At 69.7% G+C, this 15985-nt stretch carries 11 protein-coding genes; 4 read left to right on the top strand and 7 right to left on the bottom strand.

From position 1 onward, the window contains the following. Positions 1–29: 29 nt before the first annotated feature. From JHY01_RS19505 to JHY01_RS19490, 4 genes are all read right to left on the bottom strand, one after another. Positions 30–1013, bottom strand: a complete 984-nt coding sequence (locus tag JHY01_RS19505; RefSeq protein ID WP_205327352.1) for an ABC transporter substrate-binding protein — start codon at positions 1011–1013, stop codon at positions 30–32. A gap of 154 nt (positions 1014–1167) precedes the next feature. Further along, a complete protein-coding gene (locus tag JHY01_RS19500) occupies positions 1168–2706 on the bottom strand; it encodes a sugar ABC transporter ATP-binding protein (protein ID WP_205327351.1) in 1539 nt (512 codons plus the stop codon). Further along, positions 2703–3725 (bottom strand): LacI family DNA-binding transcriptional regulator, encoded by a 1023-nt coding sequence (locus JHY01_RS19495; protein ID WP_205327350.1) that lies wholly within the window; start codon positions 3723–3725, stop codon positions 2703–2705. Before JHY01_RS19495 ends, JHY01_RS19500 begins: the two co-directional genes overlap by 4 nt. Positions 3726–3866: 141 nt before the next feature. Then, complete coding sequence (locus JHY01_RS19490; RefSeq protein ID WP_205327349.1) at positions 3867–6485, bottom strand: immunoglobulin-like domain-containing protein; 2619 nt, start codon at positions 6483–6485, stop codon at positions 3867–3869. A 329-nt stretch (positions 6486–6814) separates the two neighbouring features. Here JHY01_RS19490 and JHY01_RS19485 point away from each other — a divergent pair, with 329 nt between their 5' ends. The 4 genes from JHY01_RS19485 (at position 6815) to JHY01_RS19470 (ending at position 12197) form a co-directional block, all read left to right on the top strand. Further along, positions 6815–8389 (top strand): SDR family oxidoreductase, encoded by a 1575-nt coding sequence (locus JHY01_RS19485; protein ID WP_205327348.1) that lies wholly within the window; start codon positions 6815–6817, stop codon positions 8387–8389. Positions 8390–8660: 271 nt separating this feature from the next. After that, complete coding sequence (locus JHY01_RS19480) at positions 8661–9839, top strand: hypothetical protein (protein WP_205327347.1); 1179 nt, start codon at positions 8661–8663, stop codon at positions 9837–9839. Positions 9840–10059: 220 nt separating this feature from the next. Next, positions 10060–10572 (top strand): hypothetical protein, encoded by a 513-nt coding sequence (locus JHY01_RS19475; protein ID WP_205327346.1) that lies wholly within the window; start codon positions 10060–10062, stop codon positions 10570–10572. 281 nt (positions 10573–10853) lie between these two features. Further along, on the top strand, positions 10854–12197 hold the full coding sequence (locus JHY01_RS19470) for a PHB depolymerase family esterase (protein WP_205327345.1): 1344 nt from the start codon (positions 10854–10856) through the stop codon (positions 12195–12197). Positions 12198–12200: 3 nt separating this feature from the next. Here the strand turns inward: JHY01_RS19470 and JHY01_RS19465 are convergent, their stop codons facing one another. The 3 genes from JHY01_RS19465 to JHY01_RS19455 all read right to left on the bottom strand — a co-directional run bounded on the left by JHY01_RS19465 (position 12201) and on the right by JHY01_RS19455 (position 15925). Then, the gene (locus tag JHY01_RS19465) at positions 12201–12587 is read right to left on the bottom strand and encodes a VOC family protein (RefSeq protein ID WP_205327344.1); all 387 of its coding nucleotides are present in this window, start codon (positions 12585–12587) and stop codon (positions 12201–12203) included. A gap of 77 nt (positions 12588–12664) precedes the next feature. Further along, entirely contained in the window at positions 12665–13657 is a 993-nt protein-coding gene (locus JHY01_RS19460; protein WP_205327343.1) for a hypothetical protein, read from the bottom strand. 15 nt (positions 13658–13672) lie between these two features. Next, the gene (locus tag JHY01_RS19455; protein ID WP_205327342.1) at positions 13673–15925 is read right to left on the bottom strand and encodes a beta-L-arabinofuranosidase domain-containing protein; all 2253 of its coding nucleotides are present in this window, start codon (positions 15923–15925) and stop codon (positions 13673–13675) included. Positions 15926–15985: the final 60 nt, after the last annotated feature.

Raw genomic sequence — 15985 nt, 5'->3', positions numbered from 1 at the left:
GGGGACCCCGCGCCGGGAGGTGTCGCCGCTTAGAACTTGCGGTCGGGCAGGGCCGTCTCGGCCGCCTCGGGCGAGTCGAAGGTCGCGCTCGGCACGACGATGCTCGACTCGACCTCGTCGCCGGCGAGGACCTTCTCGACGACGTCGAGGGCGGTCTCGCCGAAGAGCGGGTTGTACTCGGCGACGAAGCTCAGTTCGCCGGCCGCGAGGGCGGTGAGGGCGTTCTTGGTGCCGTCGATCGTGGCGATCTTGACGTCGACGCCGGGGGTGAGTCCGGCCTCCTGGACGGCCTGGACGGCGCCGAGACCCATCTCGTCGTTCTGGGCGAAGATGAACTGGATGTCGTTGCCGTTGGACTTGAGGACGGTCTCGACGACGCCCTTGGCCTCTTCGGTGGACCAGTTGGCGGTCTGAGCGCCGACCTTCACCAGGCTCGGCTGCGCGCCGGCGACGGCGTCGAAGCCCTCGTTGCGCTCGTTGACGACCGAGACGCCCGCGGGGCCCTCGAGCACGAAGTAGTTGGCGCCGTCAGGGAAGGCCGAGACGGCCCAGTCGGCGACGGCGGTGGAGACCTCGATGTTGTCGGGGGCGATGCGCGTGACGTAGAGGTCGGTGTCGTCGGGCTCGATGCCGCGGTCGAGGAGGATCACGGGGATCTCCGCCTCCTGCGCGCGCTTGAGCGAGTCCTCCCAGCCGGTGGCCTCGGTGGCCGAGAGCAGGATGACGTCGACGCCTTCGTCGACGAACGACGTGAACGCGTCGATCTGCGACTTCTGGTCGAGGTTGGTCGCGGGGGCGTACTTGAGCTCGTACCCCGCCTCCTCGGTGAAGGTGTCCTGGATGTTGGTCTCGTTCGCCTCTCGCCAGGCGCCCTCGGGGCCGACCGCGACGAAGCCGATCGTCGTCAGGTCGTCGCCGCCGGATTCGTCGCCGGAGCAGGCGGTGAGGCCGAGCGAGAGGGCGCCGACGGTCGCGATACCGACCACCTGGGCAAGGCGCTGCTTTGCAGACATGGTTCTCCTCCTTGAGATGTCGGACGCAGGGAAGTCCGACGGCCGGACCCGGACGGGTCCGCTGCCGATCGCAGTGGCGCAGGGGATGCGCCGCGATTTATGTTACCGGGAACAAAATCAGGAACACAAGACCCGTGTCACAATCGTGACCGACTCACTCCTCAATCGCTCCGTCGAGGTCCGCCGCGATCATCTCGACGATCGTGTCGACGGTGACTCCGGGACCGTTGCTGAGCTCGCCGATCTTCTCCCGGTCCTTGAGCACCACGATCCGGTCGCTCAGGCGCACGACCTCCTCCAACTGCGAGGAGATGAACACGACGGCGACGCCCTCTCCCGCCAGCCGCGCCACGCGCCGCTGGATGTCGAGCTTGGCGCCGATGTCGATGCCGCGCGTCGGCTCGTCGAGGATGAGCACGTGGGGCCGCGTCGCGAGGAGGCGCGCGAGCAGCACCTTCTGCTGCGTGCCGCCCGACAGCTCCTCGACGGGACGGTCGATGTCGTCAGGCGAGAGATGCAGCGCGTCCAGGTACGTCTCGATGAGCCCGGCCCGCTCGCCGCCCGACAGCGGGCGCGACCATCCGCGCATCGCCTGCAGCGCGAGCACGATGTTCTCCCGGGCCGTGAGCCCGCGGATGATCCCCTCGTCGCGGAGGTTCTCGGTCGACAGCGCGACGCGGCGGCGCAACGCCGCCCCGGGACTGCGAAGCTGCACGCGGGCGCCGTCCATCCAGATCTCGCCGCTGTCGGCCCGCTCGGCGCCGCCCATGAGGCGCGCGAGCTCGGACCTTCCCGAACCGTTCAGCCCCGCGAAGCCGACGATCTCGCCGCGGGAGAGCTCGATGTCGGTCGGATCCAGCGTGCCGCGCCGACCGAGCTCGGAGGCCCGCAGCGTCGGCTCGCCCGAGGCCGAGTAGTGGTGCGCCAGCCGCTCCGACCGCAGCGCCTTGAGCGCCTCGATGTCCTCGCCGATCATCTTCGAGATGAGTTCGGCGCGATCGAGCTCGTCGGCCAGGAACTCCCCCACGAAGCGGCCGCCCCGCAGCACGGTCATCCGGTCGGCGACCTCGAAGACCTGCTCGATGAAGTGCGAGACGAAGAGGACGGCGACACCGTGGTCGCGCAGGCCGCGCACGACGCGCAGGAGGGTGCGCACCTCGGCCGCATCGAGACTCGACGTCGGCTCGTCGAGGATGAGCACGCGCGGCTCCACCACGAGCGCCCGCGCCACGGCCACGAGCTGCTTCACCGCCGGCGACAGCGCCGACAGAGGGCTGCGCGGGTCGAGGTCGTCCAGGCCCAGGCGGGCGAGCACTTCGGCGGCATGCGCGCGGTTCGCCTTCCAGTCGATGCCGAACGGCCCGCGCACCTCGTTGCCGATCATCACGTTCTCGGCGACCGTGAGGTGCGGGCTCAGGTGCGTCTCCTGGAACACCGTCGCGATGCCCTCGGCGCGGCTGCGCGCCACGCCCGCGGGCATCCGCTCCTCGCCTTCGATGCGCACCTCGCCGGAGAGGATCGGGACCGTGCCGGTCAGCGCGCCGATGAGCGTCGACTTCCCGGCGCCGTTCTCCCCCATGAGCGCGTGGACCTCGCCCGCGTACAGCGTGAGGTCGACGTCGTCGAGCACCCGCACTCCGGAGTAATCGACCGTTATCGCCGACATCTCCACCACTGGCCGAGTCGCGGTCATGAATCCTCCCCCCTGGGCGCGGCTGTCGACGACCGTACCAGCAGCTCGGCGGGAATCTTCGTCACGCGCGGGATCTCTCGCTCCTCGATGGCCGCGCGGAGCAGGTCCACGATCGCGACGCCCAGCGCCCGGAAGTTCTGCCGCACGGTCGTGAGCGGCGGCAGCACGTGCGCGGCCAGGGGCACGTCGTCGAAACCCACGACGCTGAGGTCGCCGGGCACTTCGATGCCGCGCTCGTGCAGGCCGTGGATGAGCCCCACCGCCATGTCGTCGTTGGCGACGAAGACCGCCGTGTAGTCGGGACGATCCCTGATGCCCTTGGCGAAGTCGTAGGCGAAATCGGCGCTCCAGTCGCCCACGACGATCGGCCGCTCGCGGACCCCCCACGACTTCGCGCGCGCGTGGAACGCGCGCTCGCGGGCCCGTGCGTCGAGCCAGTCGAGGGGGCCCGCGAGATGGAGGATGTCGCGGTGCCCGAGGGAGACGAGATGGTCGACGGCGAGCGTCGTCCCCTCCTTCTGGTCGAGCGAGACGGTGAGGAACGACGGATCCTTGTCGGGCTTGACGACCAGGACGGGGATGTTGATCGAGATCTTGCGGAGGGCCGCGATCGACGACGAGCGCGGAGCGACGACGCAGAGCGCGTCGACGCCCTGGGTCGTGAGGTTGTCGACGGCCTCCTGCGGCGAGATCCGGTGGCCGTCTTCGAGAGCGATCGAGCTGACGGCGTAGCCCGTCCCGCGCGCTGTGGCCTCCAGCGCGCGGAGCGTGCTCGTCGGGCCGAACTCGACGGCGCTCTCGACGATGACGCCGATGCGCTGGCTCTTCTGGGTCGCGAGTGCGCGCGCGGCCATGTTGGGGCGGTAGTCGAGCTCTTCGATGACTTCCAGGACGCGGCGCCTCGTCGCCTCCTTGATGTGCGGGTACTCGTTGAGCACCCGCGACACGGTCATGTGGGAGACTCCGGCGAGCCGCGCGACCTGCCGGATGTTCGGCTTGTCAGCGCTCGTGTTCGCCACGCACGTCCTCCAAAGGGCTCTTCTCCATCGGGTCCGTCCTCTTCGCGAGCCGGGGAGCCGCGTAGGGTGCTGCGCGACTCCTCAAGCCTACCGATCCGGACTCTGGTAGCGGGAACATCATCCGCATGGCACAGCGGCTGGTCAGCCGCAGGAAGCGGCGGCGTACGACACGGCGAGTTCGGTCGCGCCCCTGGCGTCGGTTCCCGTCACGGTCGCGGTGCCGGCGGCGATCGAGGTCGCCCGCGTCGTGAAGACGGCCGAGACGCTGCCCCCGGGTGCCACGGCCGCAAGGGTCTTCGTGCCGTAGGCCGTCGCGACGACGACGTCCGCCGCGGTGTCGCCGTCGTTCCGCACGGATGCCGCGAGCAGGACTTTGCCTGCCGCGCACCGCGTCGAAACGGTCGCGTCGAGTTCGGGGCCCGCGTCGGGGTCCTCGCCGACGCCGGCGTAGTGGTACATGACGCGTTCGTACTCGCGCTGCGTGATCGGCAGGATGGCGCCGTGGCGCTTCTTCAAGACGCCGAAGTCCACATCGGTCGCCTTGCTCCAGTCAGCGGTCGAAGTCGACCCCGGGTCGGTCGTGCGGAACGGCAGGTAGCCCTTACCGGCCGCGTACTGGTCGGCCATGAGGCCGTACAGTTCCTGTGCGGCGCCCCTGTCGTCGTCGTTGTAGCGGAAGAACTCCGGACCTTCAAGGCAGCCTCCCGAGTAGTTGCGGCCGGTGCCGCAGGACTCGGTGGTGCCGCCCAGGATGGACTGGAGCGTGCCGACGAGCACCCACTGTTGCTCCGAGCCCGTCGCGGGGGCGGTCGCCGAGACCGTCGGGACGTCGATGGCCTTCGACTTCTCGATCGTGATCTGGCCGTCGCCCGAGGCGCGGTAGTACCAGTCGCCGACCTTGAACATCGTCGTGTCGATGATGGACGTCTGCCGGTCGATCCAGACGTGCGGCTCCGAGAAGGTGACGAAGTCGCGCGTGGTGGCGATGTACATGTTCACGGGGTCGCCGAACGTGTTCTGCTCGACGGACCTGGTCGCCCAGTAGAGGTAGTACTGCTGGGTCGTCTCGTCCCAGAAAGCCTCAGGCGCCCACATCATCCCGGCGCCGGGGATCGATCCGGCGAGGTCGGGCAGGCGCGGCTCGCTCCAGTTGACAAGGTCGTGGGACTCCCAGACGACGATCTTCGTCGAGCCGGTCGTCGTCGCCTGCGCGGCGCCCCAGCCACCGCGGTGGTAGATGCTGAGGTCGGTGGCGATGAGGTAGAAGCGGTCGCCTTCCGGGGAGCGCACGAGGAACGGGTCGCGGACGCCGCCGTCGCCCTCGTCGGGGGCGAGGGAGAGCACCGGGGAGCCGTTCGGTCTCGTGTCGGTGAACGTCGCGCCGTCCTGGCTGGTCGCGAAGTAGATCTGCTCGTCGGTGTGGCCGCCCTCAGTGCCGGTGAAGTGCGCGAAGAGGTAGTCGGTCGTCTCGGGCATGTCGTAGGCCCCGCGCACGAGCAGTTCGATCTCGCGCGTCTCGACGGCGGCGCCGTTCGTCGCGGTCGCGGTGAGCGTCACGGGTGTGTCGGCGGCGGGCCGGGTCACCACGCCGGCTGCGACGCCGCCGTCACCGTCGACATCGATGATCTCGGGTCGGTCGGTCGACCAGGTGAGCACCGATCCGTACCGCGAACCCGTCTCGGGAAGGGCGATGCTGCCGCGGATGTCGTCCGAGCCGGGGATGACGACGGCGGCGAGGTCCTTCTGCGCCTGCTCCATCGCGCTCGGCGCGTGCAGCACGGTGACGTCGAAGGTGCGTGAGGCGGTCTGCCCGCGCACCTCTGCTGTGGCGGTGAGCGTCACGTCGGTGTCGGTCGCAGGCTGCGTGACGGTGCCGTCGGCGGCGATGACACCCGCGGGCTCGGCCGTCCAGGTCACGCCGCCCGCTGCGGGCAGCACCAGGTCCGATTCGATCCGCGCGAGGTCCTGCTCGTTGACGGCGTCGAGGTCGACGCCCGCGACCGTCTCGGCGGCGGACGCCGGGGCGTCGGCGGCGGCGATGTCGCCGAGTTGCGTTGCCGTGAGCGCCGTGTCGTAGATGCGGAACGCCGATACCTTGCCGCGGTAGAGCGCGTCGGCCGTGTAGGCGCTCTTGCCGATGGAGTTGAGGGTGTGGGTCGCGAGGTCCGCGAGGTTGACCGTCGAGCCGGTCTTCTCCGCCCACAGTTCACCGTCGACATAGAGGCGGAGGGTGGAGGTCGCTCCGGTGCCGTTGCGCGAGATGGTGGCGGCGATCGACTGCCATCGGTCCTGCGCGAGCTTGCGCGTCGCGAGCGCCGTCTGCTCCCCCGACCAGTTCGTCTTCGAGATCGACAGCCGCGGCGCGACGGGCTGGACGAAGAACTGGCCGGTGCCGGCGTTGCCCGAGCCGCCGAGGTTCCACAGGAACTGCGGCCCGGTGAGGTTTTCGGGACTCGTCTCGATGACGATCGTGGCGGCTTCCTGACCTTGCAGGATGCCGTCGGGCAGCTTCACGTGGTTGGCCCCGTCGAACTGCATGTACCCCGCGTGCCAGTCCTCACCGCCGACGACGGTCGCGTCGCGTCCCGCTCCGGAGCCGTCGCGCAGCACCGTTCCCGATGTCTCCGAGAAGTCATACGAAGCGAGCAGGCCCGTCGTCGGCACCTCCGCCGTGGCGGGGGAACCCGCGAGCAGTGCCCCGAGGACGGCCAGGCCCGTGACTCCGGCCAGTATCCTCCCGCGGGCAATCCGATCACCCATGTCGATCTCCTTTGATCATCGCCGCAGCGGCCACCGGCGGACGGACCGCGATGGGCCGAGGCCAGCATATGTTACCGGGAACAATTCAGTTCGGTCAAGACCCGAACCCGTAGGTCGTACGGACGGCCCGGCCGGTCGCCGAGAGCGCCCGGCGGCCGGTTGGTACAGATCCGAATGCGACGGTTACGCCGCCGCTGCCGAATGCGGTGTCCGCCGGCGGCAGCGGATGCGGTTCGCATGTTCGGGGCTCGTGCGCCCCGCGCGCGTGCGAGGCTCGTTCGGGGGCGGGACGCCGCGCCCGATGGCGTTGCGAGTTGGGAGTCGACGACGTGACAGGAGTGAACGAGCCGCGAGCGGACATCACGGCGCCGAGCGGTGCCGAGCCGCTGTATCGCTGGACGCCCGCCGGCGCGGATACGACCGCGCCGCTGGTGCTGCTGCTCGGTGCCACCGGGTACATCGGCGGGCGGCTGCTGCCGCGGCTGCTCAACGCCGGGTACCGGGTCCGTCTGCTCACCAGGCGGCCGGAGCGGGCGCGCGATTTCGCGAGGTCCGACGGCGTTGAGGTGGTCATAGGCGACGCCACCGACGCGGACGCGGTGCGGCGCGCGATGGAGGGCGTCACGTTCGCGTACCACCTGGTCCACTCGATGACCGGCAGCCGTGATTTCCGGCGTATCGACCGCGCCATCGCAGGGATCGTCGCCGTTGCCGCCAAGGCGGCCGGCGTGCGGCGGCTGGTGTACCTCGGGGGCCTCTCCCCGCGATCGGGGCCGCTCTCCGCGCATCTGGCGTCGCGGCGTGAGGTGGGCGAGATCCTTCGTAGCTCGCGGGTGCCCACGCTGGTGCTCCAAGCGGGCGTGGTGATCGGTTCGGGGTCGGCCTCGTTCGAGATGATCCGGCATCTGACCGAGGTGCTGCCGGTGATGACCGCGCCCCGATGGGTTCGCAACCGCATCCAGCCGATCGCGATTCGCGACGTCCTGCACTACCTGCTGTGCGCGCTGAAAGTGGGCGACGACGCGAACGGCGCGTTCGACATCGGCGGTCCCGACGTGCTGCGCTACGACCAGATGATGAACCGGTACGCGCGGCTCGCCGGCCTGCCGCGCCGCCGTATCTTGGCGCTGCCGGTGCTGACGCCTCGCCTCGCGTCGCACTGGGTCGGTCTCGTGACGCCGGTGCCGCGCAACCTCGCCCGGCCGCTCGTGGAATCCCTGCAGCACGACTGCGTCATGCACGACCACCGCATCGACGGGCTCATCCCGCCGCCGCCCGGCGGACTCACCTCGTATGACGACGCGTTGCGACTCGCGCTGGGGAGCATCGAGGTCGACCAGGTCGAGACGAGCTGGGCCGACGCGACGGTGGCGCAGGCGCCGAGCGACCCGCTGCCGAGCGACCCCGAGTGGGCCGGGCGGGTGGTCTACACCGATGTCCGCGCAGTCGAGACGACGGCGAGCCCGGAGGCACTGTGGAGGGTGATCGAGGGTATCGGCGGAGAGAACGGCTGGTATTCGACACCGCTGCTGTGGGCGCTTCGGGGGTGGAGCGACCGCGTGTTCGGCGGGGTGGGGCTCAAGCGGGGGCGCCGGAGCCGCTCAGGGCTGCGGGTCGGCGACGTGATCGATTTCTGGCGGGTCGAGGTGTGCGAGCCGGGTCGGCTGCTGCGGCTGCGCGCCGAGATGCGGCTCCCCGGCCTCGCCTGGCTGGATCTCTCGTGCGAGACGAACGCGCGCACGCGGTACCGCCAACGGGCGGTCTTCTTCCCGCGCGGGCTCTCGGGCCGGCTCTACTGGCTCGCGGTGATGCCGTTCCACGGCCTGGTGTTCTCCGGCATGGCGCGCCGGATCGTGGCGATCGCCGAAAGCGAGGACGGCACCGCGGCGCTCGGCCGGGGTTGAAACAGGCGGGGTGCCAGAACCGCCGTGCGGCGCGGAGGGCCGACTCGTACTGGCCGCGTTCGCATGCGAAGGGGCCGAGCACGGTCAGGACCCGGGCTCGGACGGTGTCCGTTCGCGAACCCGCGCCGGGCCGCGGACGACGCCGTCCCTGCGGCTTGGCTTGCAGCGCAACGCATATCTGACGAAACGGCGGGACTGACAGCGCATCGCCGGGCAGGTAGCATCGGCATCTCTGATCATCGTTGTTCGGCAACCGAACGGAACCCCTGCCGTGCTCACGCGCCGATTCGCCCCATTCATTGCCCTTGCCCTGCTGACCGCCGCCGCTTGTGGCGAGGGCACCCGACCTGAGGCCGCGGATCCGACGCCGCCCCTGGACGAAATCGAGCAGCTCGACCAACTCTGGGCGGACGTCGCGTCAGCGCAGTTGGAACTGCGAGTCGCCGAAACCGAAGCCGTCATCGAATGCTTGGCGGGCGAAGGCTTCACCGCCCACAACGTCGAGGCGATGACCAGTGGATGGAACATGCAGGGTCCTTCGCCGAGTGCGACGCTCGCGAGCATCGAGGGCCCGGTCGGGCTCCCCGACACGGCGGAGGCCGCGACTCGCGCGCTCGGTCACTGGCTCGACTTCGCCGACGCCTACGGCGACCAGGACGGCATCGACCTGCAGGAAACGGAACTCGCCGCTGCCTCCGATGCGGACGAGACGGAGATGACCGCGGTCAACGTGCCCGAGCTCGAAGCCGCGGGCGAAGGCTGGGAGGGCCTTCCCGCTGTCGAACAGATGCGATGGGAGATCGCCTACCGCGGGGTGGACTGGGCCGTCACCAGCAAGACGGCGAGCATCCTCAACGCTGACGACTGGGAGGCCGCGGGCATGCCAGGCGGCGAATGGGCGCCGGCCGGCACTGTGAAGCGTCCCCCTGAAGGCTGCCAGGGCGCGACGCTCACCGAGCTGCACGGCGAACCGCGCGAAGTCGACGACGTGTTCACCGGGTCGCGTTGGGTCTGGGGACCAGTGCTGGAACTCGGCGAGAGCTCCGCGCCGTTCACGGTCGACCCTGCACCTGAAGCCGACGAGTTCCTCACCTGTCTCGCCGACGCCGGCTACGGCGACTGGACGCTTTCCCAATCCGGCGGCCTCGACATGTACGACCACTGGCAGCAGCAGTACCTGCCCGAGGCCGCCCAGCAGACCTCGGACGGCGTTACCGAATACTCCCATTCGGACATCACCGATGCCGACCGTGAACGGTACGAGACGGCGAAGGCCGCCGAGTTCGAGGCCGCCGCCGCGGTCACCGCATGCGACGAAGCCGTCGGCTACACCGCAGCGGCGAGCGCGCAGTGGGAGCAGGCCGTTGTCGAGTCGATCATGAACACCGCCCCGGCGCAGCGGGCCTACTTGGAGGAACTCGAAGCGGCACTGGCGGACGTCGGCGAGTGAGACACGGCCGACCGCCTCGTCAAGAGGTGGCGCCTACTGCGCACACTTCGCTGTGACCCGCGCCGGGCCTTCGCGGAGCAGCGTCACGACAAGCGCCGGAACGCCAGCCGACCGCTGGCTCCACCTCGTGACCGAGTGGGCATCAACCCGAAGCCGAACGGGGGAAGGCGTCCCGGCCTGTGGAACCCCGCGTCGGTCCCGCCGTCGTTACGATCGACCCATGGACGCCACTCCACGGAACCGCTTCGGTCGGGCGCTCCGCCTGGTCGCCGACGCCGCCGCACTCCCGGTGGCGAGCGTCGCGCTCGTTCTCGCACCGAATGCCGCATTGCCGCGCCGCGTCTTCGGGATCGGTGAGGGGCCTCCACCGAAGCGGGCCTCCGTGTGGGGGCACGCGCTGATCGGACTGGGCCTGGGCCTCGCGGCATGGATCCTGCTGGGTTTCGTCGTCCTCACCTTCGCGCGCGGGGCGCTCTATGGACTGTTCGATCGCGGACCCTACGACGACGCTTGGGGCGGACCGAGTCTCGCCGGGGCCTGGGCGGTGCACTTCGCGACTTCGACGGTCTTCCAGCTCGCGGTCCTGGCAGTCGTCATCGGCATCGGCGCGCTCAACCGGAGACTCTCGGCGTCATTCGGTGGCGGGAGGAACCCGTGGTGGGCATGGCTCGTCGCCGTGGTGGCCTGCGCGGCGACCGGATTGTTCGTGGTCGCCTGGAGCGCCCAGATCTGACGAAGCCCGCTGGCTCTTTCCTCTTGCGCCAGGTGATGCAGTTGCGCAGCGGCAGGCGGTGGACGATGCACGCCAAGGTTTGGAGCTCCATGTGAGGACATCGGCCCTTACCTCGATCTATTTACATACCTAGACCCTCCTGGCTATGCTGTGTGGACGATTCGTCATTTTCGTGGACCAGACCGAAAATTTCGACGTGTGGGCGATCAACGACAACATTGCCAGGGACAGCGCTCGCCGCGGCCGCCCACCGTTGTCACTCCTGAACGGAGGTTCGACCGATGAGACGACTGCTCCGCGCCGCTCTGGCGGCGGCGCTGCTGCTCCCTCTCGCCATCAGTGCCGTGCTCCTCACCGCCTCCCCGGCACAGGCGGCCACGCTGAACCGGGTGACCGATTTCGGCGCCAACCCGACCGGCCTCAACATGTACGTGTACGTGCCGGACAACGTTGCGCCCCAACCCGCCCTGCTGGTGCTCGTCCACTATTGCAGCGGCTCGGCCGACGGCGTCTTCTACGGTGTCGGACACGACTACGTGACGGCGGCCGACCGCTACGGGTACATCATCGTGGTTCCCGAGGCCACCCGCGAAGGGCATTGCTTCGACGTCTCCACGCGGCAGGCCCTCACCCGCGACGGCGGCGGCGACTCCACCGGCATCATGTCGATGGTGGCCTGGACCCGACAGCGCTATGCCGTCGATCCGGACCGCATCGTGGTCAGCGGGTTCTCCTCCGGGGCGATGATGACGAACGTCCTCGCCGCCGAATACCCGGACGTCTTCTCCGCCGCCTCCGCCTTCTCGGGGGTCGCGGCCGGATGCTTCGCGACCGACAACGGTTCACTGTGGAACAGCCAGTGCTCGAGCGGGAACCTCATCAAGACACCGCAGCAATGGGGCGACCAGGTGCACGCCATGTATCCGGGCTATGCCGGCTCCTATCCCCGGATGCAGCTGTGGCACGGCACCACCGACGACATCCTCAGATACCCGAACTTCGGAGAGGAGATCAAGGAGTGGACCTACCTGCACGGGCTGAACCAGACGCCCGCCTCGACCGAGAATCTCGCGGGAGGCTGGGTCCGGACCCGCTACGGCGGCACCGGGAACCAGGCCCCGGTGGAGGGCATGAGCATCGAGGGCTACGGCCACTCGCTGCCCCTGAGCGGCATGCTGGCCAACGCCGTCACCTTCCTCGGCCTCGATGATGGCGGCGGCTCGGGCGGCGACGCCGGCCAGTTGCGCGGCGCGGGCTCGGGCCGGTGCCTGGACGTGCCGGACCAGTCGACCACGAACGGCACCCAGGTGCAGATCTACGACTGCTGGAACGGGACCAACCAGCAGTGGACCTACACTGCCGCAGGAGAACTGAGCGTCTATTCGGGCGCTTCGCGCAAGTGCCTGGACGCCTCGGGCGGCGGCACCGCCAACGGCACCGCCGCGATCATCTGGTCATGTCACGGCGGCGCCAACCAGCAATGGGACCTGCGTTCGGACGGCTCGATCGTGAACCGCCAGTCCGGCTTGTGCCTGGACGTGTCCGGAGCCGCGACCGCCAACGGCTCCAAGGTCCAGCTCTGGTCCTGCCACGGCGGTTCGAACCAGAGGTGGACCCTGGCCTGACCGCTATGTCGGCCATCCGCCGTAGGGGACGGTGATCAGCTCCAGATTGTGGCCGCTCGGATCGAGGAAGTACACGCCGCGGCCGCCGTCGTTGCGGTTGATCTCGCCCTCGCGCCGGTGGTGCGGATCGGCCCAGTAGGTCAGGCCCTGCGCCTTGATCCTGTCGAAGGCCGCGTCGAACTCCTCGTCGGAGACCAGGAAGGCGTAGTGCTGCGGGGTTATGCGGCCTTTCGGGGCGGTCGCATAGTCGAGACCGACGCCGTTGGCGGTGGTGATCTGTACGAACGGTCCGAACGTCGAAGTGCCGAGTCCCAGCAGACCGGCCAGGAACTCCGCGGAGGCCCACTTGTCCTCGGCGTAGACGATCGTGTGGTTCAGCTCGATGCTCATCCGGTTCCTCGCAGTCGAATCCCGTGCGCTCGACTCCGATGCGCCCGCGGGAAGCCGACGCGGCGAAAACGGCACTGCTACAGGATATGCATCGCCGCTGCGCGACCGAGCTGGAACGCAGAGGCCTCGGCGTGTCCGGTGAGCGGCAGGATCGGCGCGGTCAGGGCCTCGTCGCGGTCGCATACGAGGCGGCCGTCGACGATATGGGCACGGGCGACCTGGAGCGATGTGCGGCGGTGCTCGTAGCGGTCGTCGCCGGGCTCGCCGGGGACACGGCCGGGGTGGGTGAAGTAGAAGACGAACGCGTCGTCGCCGACGGCGACCACGTCGGCGTGGAGCCCGTTGCCGCCGTCGTCCTCACCCGCACCGGATTCGGCGAGGATGCAGTCGTGGGTCTCCCAGGTGCGCAGGTCGTCTGAGCGGTGCACGCGAAGGCCGCACCATTCGTCGGTGAGCATCCAGTAGGCGCCGCCGAGGGCGAAGACGTTGGGGCCCTCGTGCGGCGCGTTCTCGACTGCGGCGCCGCCGGTGGTCCACTCGTAGAGGTCGGGGCTGTCGGCGGTGTAGGTGTGGGTGCCGTGGTCGTCGTCCTTGAACCACATGCGCCAGCCGCCTTCGGGGAGCGGGAGGACGCACGCGTCGATGACGTGCTCCGAGTCGAGGTCGAGTGTGGACTGATAGTCCCAGTGCGCGAGGTCGGCGCTCGTGTAGTGCCGGATCTCCGCCGGTGCGCCCCAGTCCGCGTGCACGCCTTCGATGAAGCTCACGTACATGTGGTAGGTCTCGCCGTCGTCGATGACCTCCGGCGCCCAGAAGGTGTCTCGGCCCCAACCGGTCTCGAGGCCCTGCGCGATGCCGCGGTAGGCCCAGGTCGCGCCGCCGTCGGCCGTGGTGGCGATGCCGATGTCGGTGCCGAAGACCCACGAGACGTCGTCGAGCGGGGGCGCCGTGACGCGGCGGTTGGTGTAGAACATCCACCACTCCCCCGCCTCGCGGTTCCAGATCACGGTGGGGTCGGCGGCTCCGTCGTGGATCGGGTCGCGGAACAGGGGTTTGGGGATGGCGGTCATCGTCGGCCTTTCGGGTCAGCGGATGAGGCGGACGATGGTGATCGCGGGGGTCGGGCGGCCGTCGCGTGCTTCGAATTCGAGGTCGAGCGGCGAGGTGAGCCCTTCGGGCAGGTGGTAGTCGAAGTCGAAGTCGCCTTCGGCCGCGTCCCAGCGCTCCTCCGCCAGGAGCACGCCGCCCAGGCGCACCGCGACTGCGGCGGGCTCGCCGCCGAGTCGGTAGCCGATGCGGAGCCGGCGGCCTTCGTTGTCGGCGTCGTTCAGGACGACGGACATGGCGGCCGTGGTCTTCCTCGCGCGCCTGCCGTTGGCGTCCATGGTGACCTCGGTGGCCTCGCCCTGGAAGCGGTGGTCGGTTTCGGGCTGCTGCTCGCCGAACGCGACCTTGTCGACGGTCATCGCGTCGAGCGGCAGGTCGCGGTCGATCGCGATCAGTGCCTCGCGGCGCTCCGCGATCTCGTCTTCGGAAGCGACCGGCCAGTAGAGGGTGTAACGGGTGTCGTGCACTTCGTAGAACGGGACCAGTTCCACGGTGTCGTCCGGGTCGGCGGTGGCGAGCCGGTAGCGAAGCGGCCCTTCACTGGTGAGGACGTCGTCGGCGGGGCGGTCGGCGACGATGGGCACGTCGGCGAAGCCGCGCAGCGGGCCCCAGGCGACGTGGCCCATGCGACTGTCGTCGGCGATGAGCCCGGTCAGGTGTTCCGCGCCGTCGCGGGCGGCGAGGAGGATCGGGCCGGCGAAGTAGGCCTGCCACGGCGAGCCGTCGGGCAGGCGCTCGGCCCGGAGGCGCAGCGGGAGGCGGAACGCGACGGTGTCACCCGGCCGCCAGGTCCGTCCGATGAGGACCGCTCCCGGGAGGATTTCGGCTTCCACCGGTTCGCCGTTGACCTCGAGATCGGCGAGCGCGTCGGTCCAGCCGGGGACTCGCAGGCGCAGCGTGAACTCGCTCGGCCCGTCCAGGTCGAGGATCAATTGGACGTGTTCGCTCGCGGGGAAGGCGGTCTCGATACGAATCCGGCCGCCGAACTCGGGGGTTTCGAGCTGCGCCGGGACGTACAGGTTCACCGCCAGGGCGCCCTCGTGCTCGCCGAAGACCCATTCGGTGTACTTCGCCTGCGCCTCGATGCCGGTGCCGACGCAGCACCACATGCCCAGGTGCGGCTGCGAGTAGACCCGGTAATGGCGCGGCCGCATCGGAGTGAAGTAGACGAACCCGCCGCGTTCGGGATGCTGGGAAGGCAACTGGTGGTTCAGGATCGCCCGCTCGACGTAGTCCAAGTGGGCCGGTTCCAGCTCGGCCTCGGCGAGGAGCTTCGTCAGCTTGAGCATGTTGTAGGTGTTGCAGGTCTCGGGGCCCTCACGGTCCTCGATCATGGGCGAGAAGTCGTCCACGGCGTGGAAGTGCTCGCGGACGCTGTTGCCGCCGATCGCGACCGAGCGCTTTTCGACCACCTCGTGCCAGAAGAACCGGGCCGCCGCCTCGAGGTCCTTGTCGCCTCGGACTGCGGCGGTGGCCGCGTAGCCGATGGCCTTGGGGATCAGCGTGTTCGCGTGCTGGCCGGTGAGGGCGTCGCGCCGCTCCAGCAGCGGGTCGAGGACGGCCTTGTGGGAGAAGCGGACCGCCATGTCGGCGTAGTCCTCGCGCCCGGTGAGCGCGGCGAGGTCGGCGTACGCCTCGTTCATGCCGCCGAACTCGGTGTCCAGCATGGTCTCGAACGCCTCGTCGTCCATCCCCGCGGCGATGCCGAGCCACCAGTCGGCGAGGCGGGTCACCATGGCCAGCGCGCGCTCGTCGCCGATGAGTCGGTGGACGTCGATGAGCCCGGCGAAGGTCTTGTGCACGTTGTACCAGGGCACCCAGTTGCCGCCCGCCCATCCCAGCTCGCGGGCGGCCTGGGCGCCGCCCTCGCGCAGGTTCTCGAAGAGGGCCGCGCCGCCGGGCACGCCGCCGATGTAGCCGGTGCCCAAAGCGTCTTGGGCGCGTTCGAGTTCGGTGAGCATGTGGTCGAGCCGCCGCCGCGGCTGGGGCTCACCGGTGACGACCGCGAGGAGGGCCAGCGCGGAGAGGTAGTGGCCGCCGATGTGGCCGTCGAGGCCGGTGTCCTCCCAGTTGCCGTAGCCGGCGGCGCGGGGTTCGAGCCCGGCTTCGCGCAGGAACGGGGCGAGCAGCCGGTCGGGGTCCATCGCGAGGACGTACTCGAGGTCGGTGCGTGCGGCGCGGGCGAGCGGCCCGTCGAGGAGGGTGACGCGGTCGAGCGGGAATTGCTTCATGGAGCGGTCCTTGCGAGGTCGACGTGTCGGACCGGAGGGTGTCATCGATCCGCCCCAGGA

Origin of the sequence: Glycomyces sp. YM15, from assembly GCF_016918015.1 — a bacterium.
Taxonomy (GTDB): Bacteria; Actinomycetota; Actinomycetes; order Mycobacteriales; family Micromonosporaceae; genus Glycomyces.
Note: the sequence above shows the minus strand (reverse complement) of the source record. Positions and strands in the feature narration are given on the sequence as shown.